Origin of the sequence: Nonomuraea sp. GTA35, assembly GCF_041950525.1 — a bacterium.
Lineage (GTDB): Bacteria > Actinomycetota > Actinomycetes > Streptosporangiales > Streptosporangiaceae > Nonomuraea.
This window is the reverse complement of record NZ_JBGNUV010000027.1, coordinates 22047-44106: the sequence shown is the minus strand read 5'-3', so window position 1 is coordinate 44106 and position 22060 is coordinate 22047. Positions and strand designations below refer to the sequence as shown.

24 protein-coding genes are annotated in these 22060 nt (G+C 70.5%); 13 read left to right on the top strand and 11 right to left on the bottom strand.

Going from position 1 to position 22060, the window contains the following annotated elements; all coding sequences use genetic code 11:
* Positions 1-82 precede the first annotated feature (82 nt).
* Positions 83-1123 (top strand): hypothetical protein, encoded by a 1041-nt coding sequence (locus ACBJ32_RS56750; RefSeq protein WP_375133929.1) that lies wholly within the window; start codon positions 83-85, stop codon positions 1121-1123.
* Between the two features lie 119 nt (positions 1124-1242).
* Here ACBJ32_RS56750 and ACBJ32_RS56745 read toward each other — a convergent pair whose 3' ends face one another.
* The 3 genes from ACBJ32_RS56745 to ACBJ32_RS56735 form a co-directional block, all read right to left on the bottom strand.
* On the bottom strand, positions 1243-1890 hold the full coding sequence (locus tag ACBJ32_RS56745) for a carboxymuconolactone decarboxylase family protein (RefSeq protein ID WP_375133928.1): 648 nt from the start codon (positions 1888-1890) through the stop codon (positions 1243-1245).
* A 15-nt stretch (positions 1891-1905) separates the two neighbouring features.
* Entirely contained in the window at positions 1906-2724 is an 819-nt protein-coding gene (locus ACBJ32_RS56740) for an SDR family oxidoreductase (protein WP_375133927.1), read from the bottom strand.
* A gap of 255 nt (positions 2725-2979) precedes the next feature.
* The gene (locus tag ACBJ32_RS56735) at positions 2980-3579 is read right to left on the bottom strand and encodes an HXXEE domain-containing protein (protein ID WP_375133926.1); all 600 of its coding nucleotides are present in this window, start codon (positions 3577-3579) and stop codon (positions 2980-2982) included.
* A 153-nt stretch (positions 3580-3732) separates the two neighbouring features.
* On the opposite strand from ACBJ32_RS56735, the gene ACBJ32_RS56730 reads away from it, so the two are divergent.
* Both ACBJ32_RS56730 and ACBJ32_RS56725 read left to right on the top strand, forming a co-directional pair.
* A complete protein-coding gene (locus tag ACBJ32_RS56730) occupies positions 3733-4515 on the top strand; it encodes a hypothetical protein (protein WP_375133925.1) in 783 nt (260 codons plus the stop codon).
* Positions 4512-4820: a hypothetical protein gene (locus ACBJ32_RS56725; protein ID WP_375133924.1), complete on the top strand. Its 309-nt coding sequence runs from the start codon at positions 4512-4514 to the stop codon at positions 4818-4820. Before ACBJ32_RS56730 ends, ACBJ32_RS56725 begins: the two co-directional genes overlap by 4 nt.
* 188 nt (positions 4821-5008) lie before the next feature.
* Here ACBJ32_RS56725 and ACBJ32_RS56720 read toward each other — a convergent pair whose 3' ends face one another.
* Both ACBJ32_RS56720 and ACBJ32_RS56715 read right to left on the bottom strand, forming a co-directional pair.
* Entirely contained in the window at positions 5009-7750 is a 2742-nt protein-coding gene (locus ACBJ32_RS56720) for a LuxR C-terminal-related transcriptional regulator (RefSeq protein ID WP_375133923.1), read from the bottom strand.
* Positions 7751-7907: 157 nt separating this feature from the next.
* The gene (locus ACBJ32_RS56715) at positions 7908-8798 is read right to left on the bottom strand and encodes an alpha/beta hydrolase (protein WP_375133922.1); all 891 of its coding nucleotides are present in this window, start codon (positions 8796-8798) and stop codon (positions 7908-7910) included.
* A 524-nt stretch (positions 8799-9322) separates the two neighbouring features.
* Between ACBJ32_RS56715 and ACBJ32_RS56710 the strand changes: the two genes are divergently transcribed.
* Positions 9323-10216, top strand: a complete 894-nt coding sequence (locus tag ACBJ32_RS56710; protein WP_375133921.1) for an alpha/beta fold hydrolase — start codon at positions 9323-9325, stop codon at positions 10214-10216.
* Between the two features lie 236 nt (positions 10217-10452).
* Positions 10453-10593 (top strand): hypothetical protein, encoded by a 141-nt coding sequence (locus ACBJ32_RS56705; protein WP_375133920.1) that lies wholly within the window; start codon positions 10453-10455, stop codon positions 10591-10593.
* A 151-nt stretch (positions 10594-10744) separates the two neighbouring features.
* Here the strand turns inward: ACBJ32_RS56705 and ACBJ32_RS56700 are convergent, their stop codons facing one another.
* Positions 10745-11194: a winged helix-turn-helix transcriptional regulator gene (locus ACBJ32_RS56700; protein WP_375133919.1), complete on the bottom strand. Its 450-nt coding sequence runs from the start codon at positions 11192-11194 to the stop codon at positions 10745-10747.
* Positions 11195-11347: 153 nt separating this feature from the next.
* On the opposite strand from ACBJ32_RS56700, the gene ACBJ32_RS56695 reads away from it, so the two are divergent.
* Positions 11348-12052 (top strand): SDR family NAD(P)-dependent oxidoreductase, encoded by a 705-nt coding sequence (locus ACBJ32_RS56695; protein ID WP_375133918.1) that lies wholly within the window; start codon positions 11348-11350, stop codon positions 12050-12052.
* Between the two features lie 356 nt (positions 12053-12408).
* Here ACBJ32_RS56695 and ACBJ32_RS56690 read toward each other — a convergent pair whose 3' ends face one another.
* The gene (locus ACBJ32_RS56690) at positions 12409-14043 is read right to left on the bottom strand and encodes an RICIN domain-containing protein (protein ID WP_375133917.1); all 1635 of its coding nucleotides are present in this window, start codon (positions 14041-14043) and stop codon (positions 12409-12411) included.
* An 868-nt stretch (positions 14044-14911) separates the two neighbouring features.
* On the opposite strand from ACBJ32_RS56690, the gene ACBJ32_RS56685 reads away from it, so the two are divergent.
* The 6 genes from ACBJ32_RS56685 to ACBJ32_RS56660 all read left to right on the top strand — a co-directional run bounded on the left by ACBJ32_RS56685 (position 14912) and on the right by ACBJ32_RS56660 (position 18462).
* Entirely contained in the window at positions 14912-15025 is a 114-nt protein-coding gene (locus tag ACBJ32_RS56685; RefSeq protein ID WP_375133916.1) for a zinc-binding dehydrogenase, read from the top strand.
* An 83-nt stretch (positions 15026-15108) separates the two neighbouring features.
* Entirely contained in the window at positions 15109-15474 is a 366-nt protein-coding gene (locus ACBJ32_RS56680) for a YbaB/EbfC family nucleoid-associated protein (RefSeq protein WP_375133915.1), read from the top strand.
* Positions 15465-16379 carry a hypothetical protein gene (locus tag ACBJ32_RS56675; RefSeq protein WP_375133914.1) on the top strand — a complete coding sequence of 305 codons (915 nt, stop codon included), beginning with the start codon at positions 15465-15467 and terminating at the stop codon, positions 16377-16379. Before ACBJ32_RS56680 ends, ACBJ32_RS56675 begins: the two co-directional genes overlap by 10 nt.
* A 9-nt stretch (positions 16380-16388) precedes the next feature.
* Positions 16389-16748, top strand: a complete 360-nt coding sequence (locus ACBJ32_RS56670; protein WP_375133913.1) for a hypothetical protein — start codon at positions 16389-16391, stop codon at positions 16746-16748.
* Positions 16749-17209: 461 nt separating this feature from the next.
* The gene (locus ACBJ32_RS56665; RefSeq protein WP_375133912.1) at positions 17210-17590 is read left to right on the top strand and encodes a VOC family protein; all 381 of its coding nucleotides are present in this window, start codon (positions 17210-17212) and stop codon (positions 17588-17590) included.
* On the top strand, positions 17587-18462 hold the full coding sequence (locus ACBJ32_RS56660; RefSeq protein ID WP_375133911.1) for a sigma-70 family RNA polymerase sigma factor: 876 nt from the start codon (positions 17587-17589) through the stop codon (positions 18460-18462). Before ACBJ32_RS56665 ends, ACBJ32_RS56660 begins: the two co-directional genes overlap by 4 nt.
* Positions 18463-18736: 274 nt before the next feature.
* On the opposite strand, the gene ACBJ32_RS56655 is transcribed toward ACBJ32_RS56660, so the two are convergent.
* The 3 genes from ACBJ32_RS56655 to ACBJ32_RS56645 all read right to left on the bottom strand — a co-directional run bounded on the left by ACBJ32_RS56655 (position 18737) and on the right by ACBJ32_RS56645 (position 20379).
* Positions 18737-19204, bottom strand: a complete 468-nt coding sequence (locus ACBJ32_RS56655; protein WP_375133910.1) for a YceI family protein — start codon at positions 19202-19204, stop codon at positions 18737-18739.
* A gap of 63 nt (positions 19205-19267) precedes the next feature.
* A complete protein-coding gene (locus ACBJ32_RS56650) occupies positions 19268-19648 on the bottom strand; it encodes a hypothetical protein (protein WP_375133909.1) in 381 nt (126 codons plus the stop codon).
* A gap of 8 nt (positions 19649-19656) precedes the next feature.
* Positions 19657-20379 carry an SDR family NAD(P)-dependent oxidoreductase gene (locus tag ACBJ32_RS56645; RefSeq protein ID WP_375133908.1) on the bottom strand — a complete coding sequence of 241 codons (723 nt, stop codon included), beginning with the start codon at positions 20377-20379 and terminating at the stop codon, positions 19657-19659.
* 102 nt (positions 20380-20481) lie between these two features.
* Between ACBJ32_RS56645 and ACBJ32_RS56640 the strand changes: the two genes are divergently transcribed.
* A complete protein-coding gene (locus ACBJ32_RS56640) occupies positions 20482-21318 on the top strand; it encodes a helix-turn-helix transcriptional regulator (RefSeq protein ID WP_375133907.1) in 837 nt (278 codons plus the stop codon).
* Positions 21319-21393: 75 nt separating this feature from the next.
* On the opposite strand, the gene ACBJ32_RS56635 is transcribed toward ACBJ32_RS56640, so the two are convergent.
* On the bottom strand, positions 21394-22056 hold the full coding sequence (locus tag ACBJ32_RS56635; protein ID WP_375133953.1) for a GNAT family N-acetyltransferase: 663 nt from the start codon (positions 22054-22056) through the stop codon (positions 21394-21396).
* Positions 22057-22060: the final 4 nt, after the last annotated feature.

The following is a 22060-nucleotide window of genomic DNA, read 5'->3' as shown; positions in this document are numbered from 1 at the left end:
TGATCGGGCCGGGGGGTTCGTCTGCGCGTCTCCCAACGTTCACAAAGGCCCCATAAGTTACCAATCCATGGCAATCAATGACATGTCTTCTGGTCCGCTGTCGCGCAGGTCCCTGCTCGCCGGTGTCCTGTCGGGAGCCGGCATCACCGTCCTGGGTGGCACTTCCGCCCAGGCGGCGAGCCGGCCGGACGGGATCGGGCCGCGCGTCCTGATCGCAACGAACGAGCCGTGGGGCACCTACCACACCGCGCCGCTGCTGCCGCAGGCGCGCCGGCAAGGATGGGAGGTCGTGCAGCTGGTTCCCGACCGGTCCCAGATCAAGCCGGACGACCCGGTCCCCGTCGCGACGCCCGAGGAGGTCTCCCGGGCCGACCTGCTCGTGGTGACCGGGGCCGGCGACTGGCCCGCCGACTGCGCCGCGCGGTTGCGCCGGTTGCCGCTCGTCGCCTCCTCGCTGGCCTACCAGCTGCCGCGGGAGGCGCCGCGGGCCGGGGAGTTCCGCGACCGGCTGCGGGCGATCACCGCCTCGTCGCCGGCCGAGGCCCAGGTGTTCGACGACTATCTGGGCACCCGCCGCGCGATCTCGGTCGTGGGCACCCCGCAGACCGACGCCCTGCCCAAGCACCGGCCGGAGGCGGGCACCGTCCTCGTGCTCACCAGCGTCACCAGGTCCGGCCAGACGGGCGGCTCGGCCCCCGGCACCGAGCTGCTGCTGGCCGCGGCCGAGCGGCTCGCGGCGGCCGGCCGGCACATCCTGGTCGGCCTGCACCCGCGCGAGGACCGCTCGCTGTGGGAGAGGTACGAGATCAGCACGGTCCCGTCGGTGCAGGCGGCGGCGCGGGCCGAGGTCGCCGTCGGCATCCCCGGGACCGTCTTCCCCGTGGTGGCGGCGGTGGGCGTGCCGCTGGTGGGCTGCACCGACCCGGCCCTGCAGATCCCCGGCTACCTGCTGAGCGTCTGCGCGCGCACGATCACCACCGCCGACGCGGCGGTGAACGCCGTGGAGACGGCCGGGCCGGTCTCGCGCGAGGTCCTCTACGAGGCGGTCGGCCCGGTGGGCGGCTCGGCCAGGCGGCTGCTGAAGGTGTGGCGCAAGGCCGGGATCCGCGCGCACGCGGCCTGACGCCGGCGGGCGGCGGGCGGCAGGCGGCAGGCGGCAGGCGGCAGGCGGCAGGCGGCAGGCGGCAGGCGGATCAGCATCCCGGGCCGGGCCGCCACCCGCCGCTCATGTCCCTGATACGGCTAAGAAATCAGGGCTCGGGCGGCGGCCCAGGCCCTCGGGAGGCCGAATTCGGCGACGCCCCGGAGCAGGTCGCGCAGGGTCTCGTCGGTGGCGCCGGCCGACCTGGCGAGCTCGGCGTGCAGGTGCAGGGATTCCCCGAGCGTCTGGTGGAAGACGTCCACCACCAGGCAGGCGATGGCCCGCTCCCGGACGCTGAGGTGCGGGCGCGCCCAGCGCTGGGCCAGTTGGTCCTCGGTGAAGGCGGCCAGGCCCGGGTCCACGTCCTCCAGGGCATGTACGGCTCGCGCGAGCGGCCCGGCCAGCGGCGTCGGCTCTACGGGCTTGTCGTCCCGCGCCTCCGGCAGGCCGAGCTCGGTCAGGCGCTGGAACGCGGTGACCACGATCGGATAGCCGACATAGGGCGCCAGATGCCGGTAGAGCTCGCGGATCGCCTCGGCGTCGACCCCGTGGTCCAGGGCCATCCGCAGGTGCATGGCCAGGGGCAGGCCGAGGTGGGGGTGGCACAGGTCGGCGGTCAGGCAGACGAACGCCTTCTCGCGCATGGTCAGGTGGGGCAGGCCCCAGAGGTTGTGGCCCGCGCCCACGGCGCACTGGGCGAAGACGGGGTCGAGCGCGGTCAGGGCTTCGGCCCCGGAGAGCTGGGTCATGGTGGTGGACTCCGTTCAGGACAGGCCGAGCGCACGCATGCGCACGGCGTCGAGGATGTATTGGGGAATGACGCGGCCCATGGTGCTCATCAGGCGGGATTTCTTGCCGACGGGGTAGCGGGCGCGCGGCTTGCGCGCGGTGAGGGCGTGCAGGACGGCTCGGGCGACGACGTCGGGGCTGGAGCCGGAGCGCTCTTCCTTGAGGCCGGCGGTGGTCATGGCGCGGTACGCCTGGCCGTACAGCAGCCGCCCCTCCTCACCGAGCGAGGCCAGGCGGGGTTCGACTTCGTCTTCGAGCTTGTCGACGGCGTCGGTGTGGATGGAGCCGGGTTCGATGAGGACGGCCGCCACGCCGTACGGCTTGAGCTCCATGCGCAGGGCGTCGTTGAGCGAGCGGATGGCGTGCTTGGACGAGCAGAGCGGGCCGCCGAAGGGCAGGGTGATCCAGCTGCCCACCGAGCCGACCGTGACGACCCGGCCGCGCGAGGCGCGCAACATCGGCAGCATGGCCTGGGTGACGGCGATCTGGCCGAAGACGTTGACCTCGTACTGCCGGCGCAGCGCGTCCAGGGGGACGAATTCGAGGGGGCCGGTGACGCCGATGCCGGCGTTGTTGACCAGGGCGTCGAGGCGGCCGAGCCGCTGGGCGGCGTCGGCGATCTGGCCGGCGTCGGTGACGTCGAGCTTGATCGGGGTGACGGTGGGCCCGAGCGCCCGGCCGTCGGCGTCCTTGCGTACCCCTGCGTGGACGGTGAAGCCTTCACGGGCCAGCAGCAGGGCGGTGGCCCGGCCGATTCCGGTGGAGGCTCCGGTCACCAGCACATTCTTCGACATGGGTGCTCCTTTCCGCGTATGCCAACCAACGTTGGCCTGCAGTTGTTGACATGAGGAGATCGGCAGCAGAGACCAGGGCCCCGATCCTGGCCGCGGCCCGCGAGCGGCTGGGCGAAGCGGAGATCCGGCATCTCCCGGAGCGATGGCAGGCCGACGGCGTGCTCCATGTCCTGCTGCCTGCGGGAGTGACGCACGAAGGCGCGGCCGCCCGTAGGCGCGAGATCTCGGCAGCCGGCTCGCACCGGCCCTCCGGCGCTACCTGGCCGCCAGCGGCTGAGGCGCCTGGTCCTCGGCCCTGAGCCTGCGGTTCTCCTTGACGAGGAAGTAGATCAGCAGGCTGCTCATGATGAGGTGGCCACCGGCGGTGTACAGGCCGGGGAAGTAGCCACCCTTGAGGATCGGGAAGACGAAGTGGGCGATGCCGTTGAGCAGGCCGGCGCCCAGGGCGTACCACCACAGGAAGAAGTTGGCCACGCGAATCCGGTAGAGCGCGCCCGCTCCGGCGAAGAAGTACAGGGAGCCGAAACCGAAGACGAAGACGAGCAGGAACTCGTTCTCCGGCCAGTCCCGCGGCGAGTCGAACAGCTCGACGATCTCGTGGGGGAAACCGCCGGTGTACTCCTCCGCCATGTGGATGAGCTGGAAGCCCACCGCGCACAGGTAGACGGCGATCACCTTCCTGGACCTCACCGGGCGGACGTAACTGAAGGCCATCCAGCCGCTCCAGCCGAGGACGCTGGCCACCACGAGGATCATCGCGCCCTGAAGGGGAAGCGTGAGCAGAGCCCAGGTGCAGAAGGCCACGGCCACAATCGCCATGACGGTCGCCGAATGGGGTTCAGTTCGTTTGGTCATGGCCCGGACCCTACGAAGATCGCGATGACGTCCGCCTCCGTCGCGTGACTGATGTTCGTTGCGCGGTCACACCAGTCATGCGACGGAGGCGCTACGCAGGGGCGCCGGGCTAGCGTCTTGCGGCATGAAGTCGATCAATGGCCGGCCGGCGGCATGATCCGGGTCCTGGCTGCCGCGTTCCTGCTGGTGCTGTGGCCCGCCGTCCCGGCTCGGGCACATGTCGTCGAGGCCGGTGCGGAGCTGCGGGTGACGCAGACGTTCGGAGCGGGCGAGGTCACGCTCGTCATCGCGGGCGTCTCGTCGGTACCGGCGCCGCTGCGGGTGAGCGCGCAGGCCGTCCGGTCCACGGGGCCGGTGCTCGGGCTGGAGTTGCGCTCGCGGGCCGACGGGAGCAGGTCGGCAGGTTCTGTGCGGGTCGGTCAGGGGTCCGCCGCGTTGCCTGTCAGGCAGGCCGGGCCGTACGAGCTGCGGGTTCGTGCCGGCGGCGAGGTGTCGATGATCCCGTTCCGGGTGCTGGTGCCTGCCAGCGCCCCCTGGACGATGGTGATGGACGGCGCCTTCCTGATGGCCGGGCTGCTGGTGGTCGGCGGTGTGCTCGCCAACAGCAGGTCCAGGCTCCTCGTGGGCGGCGCCAGCGCGGCCGGGGCGGTCGCGGTCGCCGTGATGCTGCTGGCGCCGTACCTGCCGCCCGGCCAGCCCGAGGGCGCCGCGCCCGTCGCCGCGGCAGGCCGGCCGTACGCGCAGGGGCGATTCTCGACGCTGCCCGCCCGGCCCGCCACGGACGTCGAGTTCACCCTGACCCTGCGGCTCACCGACGGCGCGACCGGACGGCCGGTGGACGACCTCGCCGTCCACCACGAAGCCCCGGCGCATCTGGTGGTCACCAGCCAGGACGGTGCCGTCTTCCGGCGGCGCCGGTCGCGGGGAGCCCGGTGACCGTCGAAATCGATGTGGAGGGGCCGCTCCAGCCATGGCTGGGCATGCCCGGCCATCTGATCGTCAGGAGCGAGGACGGAGCGTACCTGGCTCACGCGCACGGGGCCTCCGCGCTGCGCTTCGCGCTCACGCTGCCCGACCCCGGCCGCTACTGTACGCGGAGACGGATCATCCAGCCCCGTCAGACACATGCGGAGAAGGACCTGTTCAGCATGGACGGCGTCTGGGAGCTGTCGGTCACCCTCTCCGGCACCCAAGGGCAGGAAGTGATCAACCTGAGTACGGTGGTCACCTCAGCGCGATGACGGAAGCGGCCGGCGACGGGCGCGGCCGTTCCCCAGCCGCTCCCACCCGGCTGACCGCCCACCTCGAAGCCCTGGCCACCGGCATCCAGGCCCGCGAGGCCGACCCCGGACGGCCCGGCCTCGTGGACCACGCTCAGGACCACTACTTCCTGTTCGAAGGCGAATGGCATCGCCGCGCAGCCGATCATCTACCGCCGGGTGTGACCCAGCCTGGCCAGCTCGGCACGGGAGGCGACACCCAGTTTGGGGAAGGCCTTGTACAGGTGGGAGGCCACCGTGCGCGGGCTCAGGAAGAGCTGGGCGGCGATCTCGCGGTTGGACGCTCCCGTGACCGCCAGCCGTACGACCTGGAGCTCCTGCGGGGTGAGCGTAGCCATCAGGTCGTCGGCGCCGCTGCTGGGTACGGACACGCCGGACGCGCGCAGCTCACCGGCCGCGCGAGCGGACCACGGCGCGGCACCCAGACGATCGAACGCCTCCATGGCGGCCTCCAGGTGGACGCGGGCCTCGCTGCGCCGCTGGTGCCGCCGCAGCCACTCCCCGTACAGCAGCCGGGTACGCGCCTGGTCGAAGGGCTGCTCGTGCTGCAGGTGCAGCTCCACAGCACGCCGGTACTCCTGCTCGGCGCAGTGTTCGGAGGCCATCAGCGCCCTGGCCCGATGCTGGACCGCCAGGGGTCCCGGCTGCTGGGTGGACTCCGCCCATTCCGCATGCCGGCGCAACACCTCCCGCGCCCGCTCGGGGGCGCCCGCCCTGACGGCCGCCTCGACGTAGTCGGGCCAGGCGTAACGCCAGATGAACGCGTGACGGGACGGGCCCGCCATCACCCGGTCCATCTGGTCGAGCACCGCCTCGTAGCGGCCCCGGCCCAGCTCGAGCAGCACCCCGGCGTACTCGGCCCAGCAACGGCTCGGCATCCACCTGCGGGCCTCGGAGTGCTGGAAGGCCTCGGCGGCCAGCGCCGCGTACTCCTCCTCCGCGCCGGCGACCGCCGACAGCCAGGCGTGCACGCCCGCCAGATAGCTGCGCCACACCGGCTGGCCCACGTCCGCGGCCAGGGCCTGCCCTTCGGCCGCCGTGTCTCGGGCGGCCGGGTGCCTGCCGTCCATCAACTGGGCGATGGCCAGAACGGTCATCGCCTGCGGCATCCGCCCCAGGCGCCCTTCCGCCCGGCACTCGCGGACCATCTCGGCCGCGGCGTCGAGCATCCCGTCGCGGTCGGCGGGAATGACGGCCTGGAAGGCGACGATCAAGCGCAGGTCGAACGGCGCCTGCTCGACCCTGGCCGCGCGGGTGGCGGCTACCGAGGTGCCGCCTTCCAGGATCGTCCGGAAGTCCAGGTTGATCGCCTTCACCACCGCGGTCACCCCCGCGCCGGTCGGGGTCCGCTCCGCGATGCGGCGCGTCAGGTCGATCTGGTCGGGGTGCGCGGCGCTGGTCCAGGTGTAGAAGCCGGCCAGGCTGAGCAGTGACAGCCGGGTGAGGTGGTCGGTGCCGGCCTGGGCGTTGTCCAGCAGCAGCCGCGCGGCGTCCAGCGGGCGGCCCGCCTCGACGGCCAGCCGCGCCCGTACCACGGCCAGCTCGGCCATGACGGGCCCGGCCGGCGCCCCCGGGTCGGCCCTGCGCAGCGCTCGGGCGACCAGCTCGGCGGCACGCTGCCCCAGCCCGGCCTCGACCGCCGCCGACGCGGCCCGCGTGTACCGGCGTGCCGCGCCGGCGGCGTCGGCCGACAGCTCGGCGGCACGCGCGTAGGCCGCCGACACCGCGGCCTGGCCACCACGCCGCTGCGCGCGCAACGCCAGCCGTTCCATCTCCATGGCCACCTGCTCGTCCGAGCGCAGCGTGACGGCGGCCAGATGCCAGGCCCGCCGGTCGTCGTCGACCGCCTCGGCCAGGGCCCGGTGGGCGGCCATCCGCGCGGCGATGTCGGTGGCCAGCAGCACCGCGGCCCGCACCAGGGGATGGTGGAAGGAGAGGCCCTCCGGAGTGATCCGGATCAGGCCCGCCCACTCGGCCGGGGCGGCGTCGTCGAGCGAGGCGCCGAGCCGGCCCAGCGCGTGGGCGAGCACGCCCAGCTCGCCCCGGTCGTTGAGGGCGGCCACCAGCAGGCACGAGCGGGTGCTCTCGGGCAGCGCGGCGATGCGGTCACGGAAGGTGGCGAGCACCCGGTTGGTCACCGGTGTCGCGTTTCCCAGGCAGAAGGGCAGCGGGCCCGTCGCCCCGGGGCTGAGCATGCGCGGCAGTTCGAGGAGGGCGAGGGGGTTGCCCTGGGCCTCGGTCACCACATGGTCGCGTACCGCCGGTGGCAGCGTACCCGCGTGCTCGGCGAGGAGCTGACGGGCGGCTTCGGGGTCCAGATTCCCCAGGTGCAGCTCGGGCAGGCCCCCGGCGGGCAGGCGTGCACCGGTTCGGGCGGCGTACAGCACGGCGACGGGCTCGGCGTGCAGGCGGCGCGTGGCGAACACCAGCGCGTCGGCCGACTCGCCGTCCAGCCATTGCGCGTCGTCGACCAGGCAGACCAGCGGCCCTTGCGCCGACAGCTCCACGAGCAGGCTGAGCGTGGCCAGCCCGACGAGAAAGCGGTCGCCCCGGGTGGTTCCGCCCAGGCCGAGCGCGCCGAGCAGCGCCTCGGCCTGCTGCGGCGGTAGCACGCTCACCCGATCCAGGGCCGGGCGGAGCAGCAGGTGCAGTGCGGCGAACGGGAGCTCGGCCTCCGACTCCACGCCTGTCACCCGCAGAACTTGAGCGTTGGCGTTGGCCGCGGCGTAGTCGAGCAGGGCCGACTTGCCGATGCCCGCCTCGCCGCGCACGACCAGCGCGCCGGGACGGCTTTCGAGGGTGTCGAGCAGCAACTGGTCGATCACGGCTTGCTCCGCCGCCCGGCCGTACAACCCGTCACCCCTCGTGCCCGTTGTCCCTGATGCCACCATGCTGCCCATATGTGTCCAATGTCGATCTTCGTGGTGAGGGTTCGGTCGAGGTAACCGGCCGCTGGCCGGCCGTCCGGCCGTCGTCAGGGTGCTGACCACGGCGTTCCTGGGGTGAGCCACGAGAAGTGCTGCCGACCGCCCGCTCAGGCATCGTCCATCACACCATCGCGCAGGCCCGGCGGTAGAAGGCGACCTGGTCGGCGACCACGCGGTCGCGGAACGTGGGGTCGGTGTAGAAGGTGAAGTGGGTGCCGGGGTAGACGCGCAGTTCGCCTCGCGGGGCGCGTTCGGCCAGCTCCCGGGTGCTCTCCAGCGGGGTCTCCCGGTCCTCGGCCGCGACGCAGACCAGCAGGGGGCAGGCCAGGCGGGCCGCGGACTCCGCGGGACGGTAACGCATCATCTGCAGCAGCCCTCTGGGCGCGACGCTGTTGCGCCACAACGTCCGGTGTTCTCCACCGGTCAGAGTATGGATGTGCTGGTCGGCCTCGGGGGTCGCGGTCACGGCGAGCTCTCCGGGCCGTCCCACCATCGGGATGTAGTACGGTCGCAGGCCCAGCCTGCCCCGCAGCGCGTCCCAGCAGATCGCGCCCAGCGTCCTCAGCGTCTCACCGGTCGACCGTCCCTCGACCTTCTTCGGGAATCCGTTGAACGGGATCTGCGCCACCACGGCCGCGACGTGGGGATCGTCCGCGGCTACAGTGATCACATGGGCGCCGCCCAGCGAGTTGCCCCACAGCAGCACCTTGCCGGGGTCGACCCGCTCGTGCCCCCGGGCGAAGGCCACGGCGGCGCGGACATCGGCGAGCTGTCCACCGATGTCGGGAACCTGGCGCGGCTCGCCGTCGCTCTCGCCGAAGCTCCGGTAGTCGAAGACCAGCGCCGCGAACCCCGCGGCGGCGAAGCGCTCGCCGTAGTCGAAGAGCCGGTCCATCGTCCCGCTGAAGCCGTGGCAGAGCACCACGCACGGCGCGGGGCCTGTTTCGGCGGGCAGGTAGAGGTAGCCGGCGCACCGGACGCCGTCAGCGGTGAAGGACACCTTGGATCGCATGCAGATCATCTCCCAGCGCCAATGGACTGACTTCCGGTAAGCACATTAGCGAAACAACTGACCGTTGGTAAGCAACATCCCTTGATTTCCGAGCGATTTCAGGCGCGACGCATGTCCTACCCCCCGCTTCCCTCGCTGCTACGACTCCTCGCTGCTGGATGAATCCAGAGCACCTGTCTACTGCCATCTCAAAATCTAAAAACTGTGAGATTTGATTTGGAGACTGAGACTACGCATGTTCACCCGGCTGATCATGACCGTACGGCCCGGCGATCCCGGCTGAATCAGTCGGAGCGACTGGAGTCCTTCGAGGCCGCGACCGGCCGTTTAGGTACCCGCTCAGCATCACGATCGGGCAGGGCCCGGCGTGTGAGGCAGGTCACCGTCGCGACTGTCACACCGGCCGGCACTCGCCCGTCCTCGCTGCAACGCATTTCCCACGACCAGAGGCGATCATGGTTCACGTTGAAAAGACACCCGTCCGGCCCGTCCACCGGCGACCTGGGCGCCGCTGGCCGCGGTGGGTGGCGGTCGCAGTCGCGTCGCTGGCGGCCGTGACGCTGTTCGGCGCGTACGGCTGGCAACCGGCGGCCGTGGACGGCTACCGTTCGGCGTACGAGGACAGCTACCTCGACACGCCCCAGGCGCGCTTCCACTACAGCAAGACGGGCAGCGGATCGCCGGTGGTCCTGGTGGCGGGCGGGGCACAGTGGCTGTACTCCTACCGGGACACGATTCCGGCCCTGGCGCGTGAGCACACCGTGTACGCCGTCGACCTGCCGGGGCAGGGATACACCACCGTGAAGGGGGACTTCGCCTACGACATCCCGGCCATGGCGCGGGCACTCGGGTCGTTCCTGGACGCGGCGGGGCTGACCACGGTCTCCCTGGTCGGGCACTCCTGGGGAGGCGCCTGGTCGCTGTACTACGCCGAGCACAACCCGGCCCGCGTCGACCGGCTCGTCCTGCTCGACTCCCCCGGCCTGGACAAGCCGCTCGCCTCGCAGACGGCGCTGTTCTCCGTACCGATCGTGGGCGAGTTGGCGGTCAAGCTGATGGGCCGCGCCGACTTCGAGAAGAGCCTGCGCACCGCCTTCGCCCACCAGGACCGCGTCACCGCCGAGGCCGTGGACGAGACCTGGCACTGGATGTCACGCCCGGACAAGCGAGAGGCGTTCGTGAGGCTCGTCCGGACCCAGGACTACAAGGCGACGGACGCCGGGCTCCCCCACCTCCGCGCCCGCGCCCTCGTGATCTGGGGCCAAGCCGACCAGTGGCTCCCGGCCGCGTACGCGGAGGAGTACGGTCGGCGCATCCCCGATGCCACGGTGAAGATCGTCCCCGGGGCCGGGCACAACGTCCACGAAGACGCCCCCGAACAGGTCAACCCGCTCCTCTCCGCCTTCCTCAAGTCCTGACCTGAGCCCCGGCAGGGGACAGTCGCCGCCGGGGTCCGGAAGCCTGCACGGACCCCGGCCGGTCAAGACCCTGATCGTTCGCCATCTTGTGGCTCCGCAGCCTACGACCGGCCTGAAGATCCGAACCCCGACCAGTCTCCGGACGTCCCGCTCAGCGCCCCGCTGCCCCACGTGCAGGAACGCCGCCGTGCCACCATACTGATCAAAAATTCTTGATCTTCACAGATGGAGGACGGATGAACATGGGTGCGGCCGAAGCTCTGACGGTGTTGGTGTTCTGGGTCATTCCTGCTGTGGTGCTGTTCTTCGTGATCTACTGGGCGGTCCGGCTCGCGATCAGACATGAAGGACGCAGGTCGAGGGACAACAGAAACTGATCGTGGAATCCGACCGATGGCGCACGCGGCCGGTGCGGCCGATCGAGAAGGTGCGCGCTCCGAACAGCATGCCTCTCAGAGGGGTGAAACGTGGTGATCAATCTGCTTGGTATCGGGCCGTCGGCGGAGGGGTTGCCACATGCTGTGACGGCTAGGGCTGTTTCCGTGGCGAATGGGTGGCGTCGTAGTGGCGTCGGTTGCCGTTGATTTCCTTCCGGTGCGTGGTGGCCCATTCGGCAAGCGCGGCGACGGAGTCCAGCAGTGTCGCGCCGAGCGGAGTGAGCGCGTAGTCGACGCGCGGAGGAACGCTGGGGTGCACGGTCCGGGTGAGGAGGCCATCGCGCTCGAGCTGCCGCAGCGTCAGGGTGAGCATGCGCTGCGAGATCCCCGTGACCGCCCGGTTCAGCTCGCTGAAGCGCAGGGTTCGGTCGCGGAGCTGCCCGATGACCAGGATGCTCCACTTGTCGCCGATCAGGGCAAGGATCTGCAGCACCTGTCGGCATACCACGTCATCCGGCTCGTGACCGCCCGCGTCTTCCGGCGCCGGTGGCGTGACGTCGCGGCGCTGCCCGGCCGGCGAGGTGCTCCTGCGGAGCGTCAAGGGTTACCTCCATGTGCGTCACCGACATGAATGTGCCGTCTTGCCACCGACAGGGCAGTGACAAATCATGCTGCTGCGAACAAAGAGTAACTGCCAGGCGGGCAGGCTGCGGTTCTGCGCGGCGTGAACCGCTGCGATCGAAGGGACGTTGTGGTGGCGAAGACGCTCGTCATTGTCGGTGCAGGCCCGGGGCTGGGGATGGGCGTGGCCCGGGCTTTCGGCCGGCACGGCTTCCACGTGGGTCTGATCGCCCGGAGCAAGGACACGCTCGCCGCTCTGGTGGGTGATTTGACCGGGCTGGGCGTCACCGCTGCGGCTTTTCCCGCCGACATCCGAGATCGTGACGAGCTGGCCGATGCTCTCACCAGGGCCGGAGAGGCGCTGGGACCGGTCGATGTCCTGGAGTACAGCCCCAGCCCGACGGGGCCGATCACCCACGCCGCACAGACCACGGTGGCCTCCGCCGCCGCGCAGTTCGAGCTGCATGTGCTGGGCGCGGTGACGGCCGTGGGGCAGGTGCTCCCGCAGATGCGCGCCCGAGGCGAGGGGACGCTGCTGCTGACCACCGGTGTGTCCTCCACAATCGCCGCGCCGTTCCTGGCCAACGTGGGCCTGGCCATGGCCGGCCTGCGCAACTGGGCGCACGCGCTGCACGCCGAACTCCGCCCGCAGGGCATCCACGCGGCAACGGTGACGATCGCCTCCGGCGTCATCCCGGGCGACGAGGTGGCTGACCCTGATGCCATCGGCGCCCGCTACTACAGCCTGTACCAGCAGCCAGACCGTGCGGAAGAGGTCATCGGTGACCTGGAGGCCTTCCGCGCCCTGGTAGCCGAGCGGGCCGACAGGCACGGCTGACCGGCTCCGTGGCAGCAGGCCAGGCGGCGTGCTCGACGGATCGTTCGACGAGCACGCCACCACGTTGGAAGCGGGCTCCGGCGCGGACGAGTGCGACGAGACGGGGCGCGTTCACGGCCGCCAGCGAGCTTGGGCCGGACTCGATGAGTTCGAAGATTGTCGCCACGCTCACGCGGTAGGGTGCGGCTGCGATGAGCTGACAGGGCAACCGCCGAAAACCGCTCCGCTGAAGGTGGCCACCATCAGTGGATCTCCCACGACGCGCAGGCCCTGGCTCTGCGCAAGGGTCATCGCGGGCGCCGTGGACGGCTCGTCCGGGGCGGCCGCGACGTTCCGCGGCCGCCCTGGCGTGCCACTTACGCTCGTGTCCAGCGTTGGTTGGCGCCGGCGTGGCAGTTCCACAGGACCACGGCGGTGCCGTTGCCGGTGTTCGCTCCGTCGACGTCCAGGCACAGCCCGCTCTGGGCGTTGCTGATGGTGCGGTTGCCGTTGAAGGTCCATTGCTGGTTGGTGCCGCCGTTGCAGTCCCAGATCTGAACGCGGGTGCCGGGGGTGGCGTTGAGGGGCGCGTCCAGGCACTTGCCCAGCACCTGCAGCGCCCGCCCGTTCTCAGTGAACTGCTGGTTGGCCCCGTTGTGGCAGTCCCAGATCAGTGTCTGGGCGCCGTTGGCCGAGGAAGCCTGATTGACGTCCAGGCACCGACCGGACGCCTCGCCACGCAACCGGAAGGAGGGCGGTGGCGTCGAGGTCCCGCCGCCGCTGACGCGGTAGACGGCGGTGCCGTGCGCCGGCACCGTCGCCGAGATGGTGCCGCTGCTGGTGGAGGTCGTCCCGGTCCAGAGGTCGCGGAGCGTGAACGACGAACCGGTCTTGCCGATCGCCGCGGCGGTGGTGGAGATCGTCGTCGTGGAACCACCCTGGTTGAACAGCGCCACGGCGACATCGCCGTTGGCGAGCCGCTTGGCGAGCACACGGCGGGTACCGTCGTGTGAGACCTGCACGGCCTGCAGTCCGAGCGAGTCCTGGTTCACCGCGACGAGATCGGCGTTCTTCAGGATGGCCAAGGTCTCCGCGCTGGCGCTGCGCAGATCGTTTCCCGCGATCAGCGGAGCGGCCATGACGGCCCAGAGCGCGAAGTGGCTACGCTGCTCCGTGGCGGTCAGACCGCTGCGGCCCACCTCCATCATGTCAGGGTCGTTGAAGCCGCCCGGCGCGGCGTAGGACGCCAGTGGCACATTGACGTTGACGATGTTCTGGATGCCCATCGGGTAACCGTTGGTCTGGCCGGTGTCCCACGCGTTGGTGATGTCCTCGGTGGTGCGCCACATGTTGGCCACATCGCTCCAGTTGCGAAGTGGGCCGGTCTTCTCGTGGATGCTGTTCGAATTGATGCTGTACACGATGGGCCGGCCGGTGGCGGCCAGCGCATCCCGCATCTTCGCGAACGCGGCCACCTGGTCATTGATGGTTCCGCTCGGCGAACACCAGTCGTACTTGAGGAAGTCCACACCCCAGGCGGCGAACTGGCGGGCATCCTGCGCCTCGTGGCCGAGGCTGCCGGTCGCACCGGGGAAGGCGTCGAAGTACTGCGCGCAGGTCTGATCCATCGGAGACTGGTAGATGCCGAACAGCAGACCACGAGCGTGCAGGTAGTCGCCGAGAGCCCGCATGCCGCTCGGGAAGCGTGTCGGGTGAGCCTGCAGGTTGCCCTGCGCGTCCCGATCCGGGTTGAACCAGCAGTCATCGACCACGACGTACCGGTAACCCAGCTCCTGCATGCCGTTGGCCACGATGGTGTCCGCCATCTGCCGGATGAGCGTTTCGTTGATGTTGCATCCGAAGGTGTTCCAGGTGTTCCACCCCATCGGCGGGGTACGGGCCACGCCGTTGTCGAGCGCCGTCGCCGGGGGTGTGGTCACCTGTGTCATGACCACGACGCCGGCCGCGGCCGCCGCGAGAATCGTCGTTGCCGCGCTCGTCCATCGGGACATTCGAAGCCTGGCCCGTTGACCTAACCATGTCATCGCACTACTCCGATCTGAACGGCCTCCGGCCGGAGGCTCGAACCCGTCGTGGGCTGGGGGACGACCCGGAAGGTCGCATCCTGCCGGTCAGTGAGGCTGGAGGTTCACACAGGCCCTGTGTCCTGGCAGCCGGTGTGACAACAACGTCGTTCTGGTTCAGCGGCGTCCAGTTCAGGCCGTCACGGCTGACCGTGAGGTGCAGGCCCGTCCGCAGCCTGTGGCGCCTTCTACCGGGCATGCACCAGTGCGGTGGTTTCACCCCGAGGGCTCGAGGCGGCGAAGGGCAGAGCGAGAAGGAGCGCTGACCGGCTCGATGTAGCCGCGGTAGTCCCGGTGGCGGAGCGGTACCGGGTGGAAGATCGCACCGTCCCCATGAGCGCCAACATTTGCGTTTGCAGGTGCAGTGCCGTCTCGCCCCTGGTCAGTCATGGCGGGCATCCCTGCACGGTCGACCGCCTGTTCCCACGGGCCCTACAGCCTCGCGACCAGGGTGTGTCCAGGCACAGCGGAACCCCGGTCAATCCGGTGACGCCGAATGTGCGACTGGCCGGAGCGATGGGTTGTTATCGCTAACAATTACCCGCCTTCCCGTGCGCGGTGGTGAGATGCCAGCGAGTAAATACAACGCGCCGATGCCCGTCAACGAGCCGCCGCCCTCGTCGGCGGATCTCTCGAGAGATCCGCGCGTCCAGCCTGTCCTTTTGCCTTTTGGCGAGCACATCAGGGCACCCCGCGCGGTGAAACTTTCATCACTTTGAGCGGCTGTGCGCGCGATCGGCGGGTGTCAGGGTGAGGTGCAACTACATCCACCTCTCATTTCGACAACCGGGCAGCGGTGTACCCCGGACACCGGGCTGGAGGCGGGCGGGTCTTCGGCCTGGACGACATCGTCGCGGCCCATCGCCGCATGGAGGACGGCCGGGCCACCGGGAAGGTCGTGGCCCCCTGAAGATCCACGCCGACCGATAACCTCTATTTCCGGCCTGTTTTTGGAGTATGTTATGAACTTCGCTCGAACAACCGGGAGGCGGGATGACACCACCGACGCAGCCGTTCAGCACCGCCGGCGACCCAGAGCTGGGCCGGCTGCTGAAGGACTTCCAGCAGGAGCTGACGGCGATCGAGGGGCTGCGCGACCGGATCACCTCGGTCGTGGGCCGGGGCGAGGCGGCCGAGGGGCGCGTCGTGGTGCAGGTGACGCAGACCGGGGCACTGGCCGGGCTCAGCATCGATCCCCGCGCGATGCGGCTCGGCTCCGACCAGCTCGCGGCGGCGATCATGGAGGCCGCCGGGCGGGCGGCGCGCGCCGCCGAGCAGGAGGCCAACGACATGGTGGCGCCGTTCATCGCCGGGACGCTGCTGGACGAGGACGGCACGGGCGGGACCCGGTGGCGCTGAGAGTCAGCCCCAGCCGCGCGAGCATCTACGGCCTGGGCAGCCTGGGCATCGCGGCCTTCGTGTTCAAGATGCTCGCCACTCCCTACCCCGAGGGTGATCCGGACAAGGCGCGCCAGGCGGGTGCCGTCTGGAAACGCCTGGCCGACCGGATCGAGAAGAGCCCCGACCACACCTACCCCGCCGCGCAATCGGTGTGGCGCAGGAACGACGGGGCCGGGGTGGAGGAGTTCAAGAAGACGGTGACCGGCGCGCTCTACCCGCAGGCCGAGCAGAACGCCTTCACCGCCAAGCTCGCCCAGCGGTGCCGCGACAACGGCACGGCCTGCGACGAGTTCGCCGAGACGCTCCAGGCGGCCAGGGACGCGTACTGGACGCTGGCCCTGGCCAACCTGGCGAGCTTCATCTTCATCACCACCTTTCCCTGGCAGGCGGGCTGGGCGTACGAGATCACGCAGATCCTCATCCGGCGGGCGCAGGCCCGGCTGCTGGCGAAGTTGCTGGAGCACAGCATCGCCAAGATCGTGCTGAGCAAGCTGACGGAGTACACGATCGGCAGCGTCTTCTTCGCCGTGGGCGACGTGGGCGTCGTGGCGGGCGTCAAGGCGCTGCGCGGCGAGGACCCCGGCTCGCTCGGCGAGAACGCGACGCAGGCGATGAAGGAGTTCGCCGCGTCGGTCGCCTTCTACGGGGCGTTCGACGCGGCCATGCCCCTGGCCAGGAAGGCGACCTCGAACATGGACATCCAGTACTTCCTGAGCCGCATGGCCGGCGGATCGGTCGGGTACGGCCCCGCGTACGAGGCCCTGAACGGGCAGTCGGGCACGGAGCTCATCCCCACCTGGGAGCAGACCCTGAGCCGGGCGCTGCTGTACTTCACCATGGCGCACAAGCCGGCCGGAGGGTGACGAGACGGCATGGAGATCCACAACAAACAGCTCCGCTCGGCGGCGACCGCGTTCGAGACCGAGCAGAGCGACCTGCGCAAGTTCGTCGCCGCGGCGGCCGAGGACCTGAACGCCATCGGCGACTTCTGGGGCGGCACCCAGGAGGGCACGACGTTCATGAAGGGCCAGGGCGGCGGCAGCGGGTACGAGGCGGTCACCGGCCAGATCATCGAGGGCATCGACGTGCTGCTCGACGCCCACCACGAGATCGCTGGACGCCTGCGTCTCATGGCGGACAACGTGCAGGTGGCCGACTGGGCCGGCCTCGCCGTGATCCTGTCGAAGTTGCCCCCCGCCGACCCCGAACGGCCGATCTGGGGCACCGGCTGAGCACCTGAGCCCTCAGGGAACCCCAGAGTGTGGGACCTGCTCCAGCCGGCGAAGGAGCACTCTGGTCAACACGGGCGATGCGCGCCGTGCTCGGCGGTGCCGAAGCCGTAGCGGCGGGCGATGGCCTCGACGCGCCGGGGTCGGCGTGGATGGCCGTCACGGCCCGGCGGATCGGGTCGTACGCGGCACGACCGCCGTGCGGCACCGCAGCCTGGGGCCACAGCGAACGCCTCGCGCAGCGTGACCAGCGAATATCGCCCGTGAACCGGCAGGTCGGACACCGCACTCCGAGCCCCACAGGGTCGGTCCGGCGCAGCCGCATGCGCCCTGGTAGCCGCTCCGGCGGACCGGTCCTGTTACCTTTCCGCGCGGGCACTCGTCATGGGTGTGACGGCCGAAGACGAACGGTCGTCGCACCAACGAGTGAAGCGAGAAACAGGATGCTGACTACCATCATGTACGTGACGGTCTACGTCACCGATCAGGACCGTGCGCTGGAGTTCTACACCGAGGGGCTCGGCTTGGAGAAGCGGATCGACTTCTCGGGGCCCGACGGCCGGTTCCTCACCGTCGGCGTTCCCGACAGCCCGGTGCAGATTCTCCTGTGGTCGCATGCGGCGGCCGCGGGTCAGCCGGGCGGCGTGGGCCAGGACGGCGTGCCCGGCCCGGTGATCCTCGAGTCCGAGGATTTACGGAAGGATTTCGAGATCATGCGGCAGCGTGGCGTCACCTTCGAAGAGTCCGAGCCCGTGGACTATCCGTTCGGGGTCTACATCGAGGCGGTGGACCCGGATGGCAACCGGGTCTCGCTGCGTCAGCAGCGAAAGCCGCGCCAGCCGTGATCTCCCACCCGTCCGGCTTCGCGGCCGAGGCGTTCGAAGCCCAGCGCGATCGGCTACGCGCCCTCGCGTACCGCGTGCTGGGCTCGCACGCCGACTCCGAGGACGTGGTCCAGGAGGCCTGGATGCGCCTGGTCCGCCAGGACGAGGCGAGCATCGGCAACCTGGCGGGCTGGCTGACCACCGTGGTCGGCCGAATCAGCCTGGACCTGCTGAGATCCCGTCAAGCCCACCCGGAGGCCGCCTACGGGCACGAGTTCGCGGACCTCGTGGTGACGCCTGCCGACGAGCCCACGCCGGACGAGCAGGTGGCGCTGGCCGATTCGGTCGGCTTCGCCCTGCTCGTCGTGCTGGACTCGCTCACTCCGAGCGAGCGCCTGGCGTTCGTCCTGCACGACATGTTCGCGGTCCCGTTCCAGGAGATCGGCCAGATCCTGGGCAAATCCGCCGGCGCCACCAAGATGATCGCCAGTCGCGCCCGCCGCAAGGTCCGAACCACGGACCGGCCGGCGGGCCACGGCCGCGAGCACCAAGAGGTCGTCCAGGCGTTCAGCGCCGCCGCGCTCAGCGGCGACTTCGAAGCGCTCCTGCGGGTCCTCGACCCGAACGTGAAACTGACGGTCGACACCCCGGGCGGCGTGGTCGTCACCCTCGGAGCCACCGCGGTCGCCTCCGGTGCCCGCATGTTCTCCGGCGAGGTCGCCCGCCAACGACCCGTTCTGGTCAACGGCATCCCCGGCCACCTGTCCTGGCGCCCCGACGGAACCCCTCTGTCCGTCATCGCCTTCACCGTCACCGAAGGCCGGATCACCGGCATCCACATCGTCGTCGACCCGGCCAAACTCACCTCGATCCATCTGCCCGCCCCGGCCTGAGCCGGTGTCGTCAGGGCCGGCCCGGGCATGTGCGCGTCATCCCTGGCCGGCCCCGAACCGAGGTGCGCCATGAGGGCCGGGGTCTCCCGCTGCCTGAGGGCCTGGGCGAGGTCGCTGCGGAGGGTGGGTGTGCATGAGGAGTTGCCGGCCCGCCGGCCCGCCGGCCCGCCGGGCCGCAGCCGGCGCCGTAGCCGCGGCGGGCTGCGGCGTCAGCCGCCATCTACCACCCGAGGCCGGCCGTCGCGACGGTCTCCGGCCGCGGGGAGAGGGAACATCAGGTGTCGCGGGTGGCGACGATCTGGATGGCGATCCTGAGATGCCTGGCGGCCATGCCGCGCCCCTTCGTCAGGCCGAAGGCGTAGCGGTCGATCGTGGCCGTGGCGTCGGCCGTAAGGAGGGTATCGGTGCTTGTCACGGAGAGGAGGGTCAGGCTGAGTGGCCGACCGACCTCCCGCACGGTCAGGTGCCCGTGCAACGCCGTCGGTGCTTGCCCTTGATCGGGCAGTCCCCCTCGAAAGGACATCGTCGGGTGGGAGCGCACGTCGAGGAATTCGGCCGCACGCACGTGCCGGTCGCGCATCCGCAGCCCGCTGGTGAAGGTGCCCGTGGGGATCTCCACCACGACGGACGAGTCCTCCAGCGGAGCGGGAGTGCCGGTGCGCTGCTCAGCCGAGTACGGGGCCTGTCCGGTGCCGGACCTCGTGCAACGGGCCTGGCCTGGTCTGCTTGGCCCGGCTTTCATGCTGTTCGTCTCCTGTGTTTACTGATGGGGCTGATGTTCGGCCGGCCGGGTCTGTTCACGGCATCACGCAACAAGTGAACCCTGGCGACGAATGGCGTCGATCGTCGTTTCCGGCGAAGTGTTGAAGCGGAACCGAATGCCGGGAGCCGCCACCGCCAGAACGTTGATCAGCCGTTCGAACAGGAGGGTGTGCTCAGGGATCATGCGGACACCGCCTCCGATCATGACCACGCCGAAGGGCCCCTCCCCCAGCCGTTCGCGGACGGTCTTCTCCGCCTCGTCCGGGTCGGCGCCGACCAGGCACGGCACCGTGTCGAAGCCCGCCGCCCGCAGGGCCGCGTCGCCCTGCTCGATCCGTGCGGTGAGTGTCGCCTCGTCGAGGCCGGGGTGCGCGGTGTAGTCGATCGTGCTCGGGTGCAGCCCGATCGTCAGGATCTTGGTCATCTTCACTCCTACCAGGGGACGGGGCCGTCACTGCCGAAGAAGCCTCCCGTCGGCCCGCCGGGGTCCAAGGTAGCCAACCGGACGATCGCGGTGGCCCCTTCCGCGACGGTGTGGATGCCGGTGTGGTGGTTCATGTCGGTGGAGGGGTTGCCCGGGTCCGCGGCGTTGACCTTGAAGCCGGGCAGCGCCCGGGCGTACTGGGAGACGACCATGTTGAGCGCCGCCTTCGAGGAGGCATAGTCCAGGCTCAGGAAGCCGTGCTCGGGGCGGGCGGGGTCGCCGGCGTGCGTCAGCGAGGCGAGCGCGCTGGACACCATGACGATCCGGGGCTGCTGCGAACCGCGGAGCATCGGCAGGAAGGCGTGGGTGACCCGGACCTGGCCGAAGACGTTCACCTCGTACAGCGCGCGTAGCGCGCCGGCGTCCATGTCGGCCGGATCCAGCAACGGGCCGCCGACTCCGGCGTTGTTGACCAGCACGTCCAGGCGGTCCACGCGCTCGGCGACGGCCTTCACGGCCGCCGACACGGACTCGTCCGAGGTCACGTCGAGTTCGACGAACTCCACCTCGAGCCCCTCACCCGCCAGCGTGCCGGCGGCCCGGAGACCGCGTTCCCGGTCCCGTGCCGCCAGGAAGACCTGCCATCCCCGGCCGGCCAACTGGCGGACGGTCTCCTGGCCCAGCCCCTTGTTCGCTCCGGTGACCAGCGCCACCGTCCTCGTCTCTGTCATGGAGCCGATCCTCGGGGCAAGCGCCCCGGGCCCACCAGGACCGCTGAGGCATAGGACCTGCGGTACCACCCGGCCGAAGCGATCTACGGGCATGATTGAACAGTGAACCGCGCCGGACTCGCCGAAATACTCCGCACAGCTCGGGCTCGCGTACGACCGCAGGACGTCGGGCTGCCGGCGGGGGCGCGTCGCCAGGTGCCGGGCCTGCGCCGGGAAGAGCTGGCCATGCTCGCAGGCGTGAGCGTCGATTACGTGGTCCGTCTGGAGCAGGGGCGCGGACCGCGCCCCTCGAGCCAGGTCATCGCCGCGTTGGCCCAGGCCCTGCGGCTCGGCGACGACGATCGCGACCTGCTGTTCCGGCTCGCCGGCCACGAGCCGCCGCAGGCCGGGCGCATCGCGATGCTCGTACGGCCGAGCGTGCTCCGGCTGCTGGACCGCATGGCGGATCTCCCCGTACTGGTGCTGTCGGCCAAGGGCGACGTGCTGGCCTGGAACCCACTCGGAGCAGCGCTTCAAGGCGACATGTCCGCATGGCCGCGCCGGCAACGCAACCTCATCTGGCAGCGCTTCCTCGGCAGCAGCCGCTGTCAGGTCGCCGCAGGCCCGGACGAGGACGACGCGGCCGCCCGCGCCTCGGTCGGCACGCTGCGCGCCGCACAGGCCCGTTACCCTGACGACCCCGACCTGATCCGGATGATCGCGGAACTCCGTCGCGGCAGCCCGCGATTCGACGAGCTCTGGCGGGAGGGGCACTCCTCCCCCTGGCGCGCCGCGACCAAGAGCATCACGCATCCCAGCCTGGGCACGATCTCGCTCGACTGCGACGTCATGCTGCTCCCGGACGGTCACCAGACCGTGCTCGTGTACTCCGCCGAGCCGGGATCCCCCGAAGCGACGGCCCTGGACATGCTGCGGGTGATCGGCCTCCAGCAGGTGTGAGGCAGGGATCCGGGCGGCGGCGACCTGCGGTCCTGCCCACCTGGTGCCGCCGGCCGATGTCGCGGCGGGTGGTGATCAGCACATGGCCGTGAGTCCCTCCACCGCCGGGGCGTCTGCGGCGCTGGAGCGCCGCAGCTCGCGCACGTGCGAACCGCCGCGCGCGCTTGGTCCTCGCTCCTTGCCGTTCCCATCCAGCGAGCTCGCTGTGTCGTGGTGTCGGAGTGCCAGTTCAAACCGGCTGACGCGGGTACGGGGCCCATCGTCGTGGCGCTGGCCGGGAGCACCACCCACGAGAACATCGCCCCGGTGGACGAACCCTCGCGCCTCGTAATAGCTGCGGAGCCTGCCGTTGGAGGCGACGCAGTCGAGCCGCAGAAAGCGCTGGTGGTGGTGCCATGCGACATCTGCCGCCCAGTCGAGCAGGAGCGCCCCAAGCCCCACCGCCTGTCGACGGACGGCCATGCGATGCACATATCCGGCGGCTCCCCCGATGTCCTCCCAGAGAGGATCTGACCAGTCAAGGGTGAGCGTGCCCATGGCCGTGCCGCCCAGGCGGGCGAGCCAGGTCTCCCCCCGCTCGATCGCTCCTTCGATCCAGGAGCTTTCGAAGCGCTCCGGCCACTGGGTGACGCCGCGCCGGCGCAGCCACGCGGCGGCCTCGTCAAGCACGTCCAGCACCTCGGCGGCATGGGCCGTGGATGCGCGGTGCAGGGTGACGGCGGCGCCGTTCCAGATCATCTCC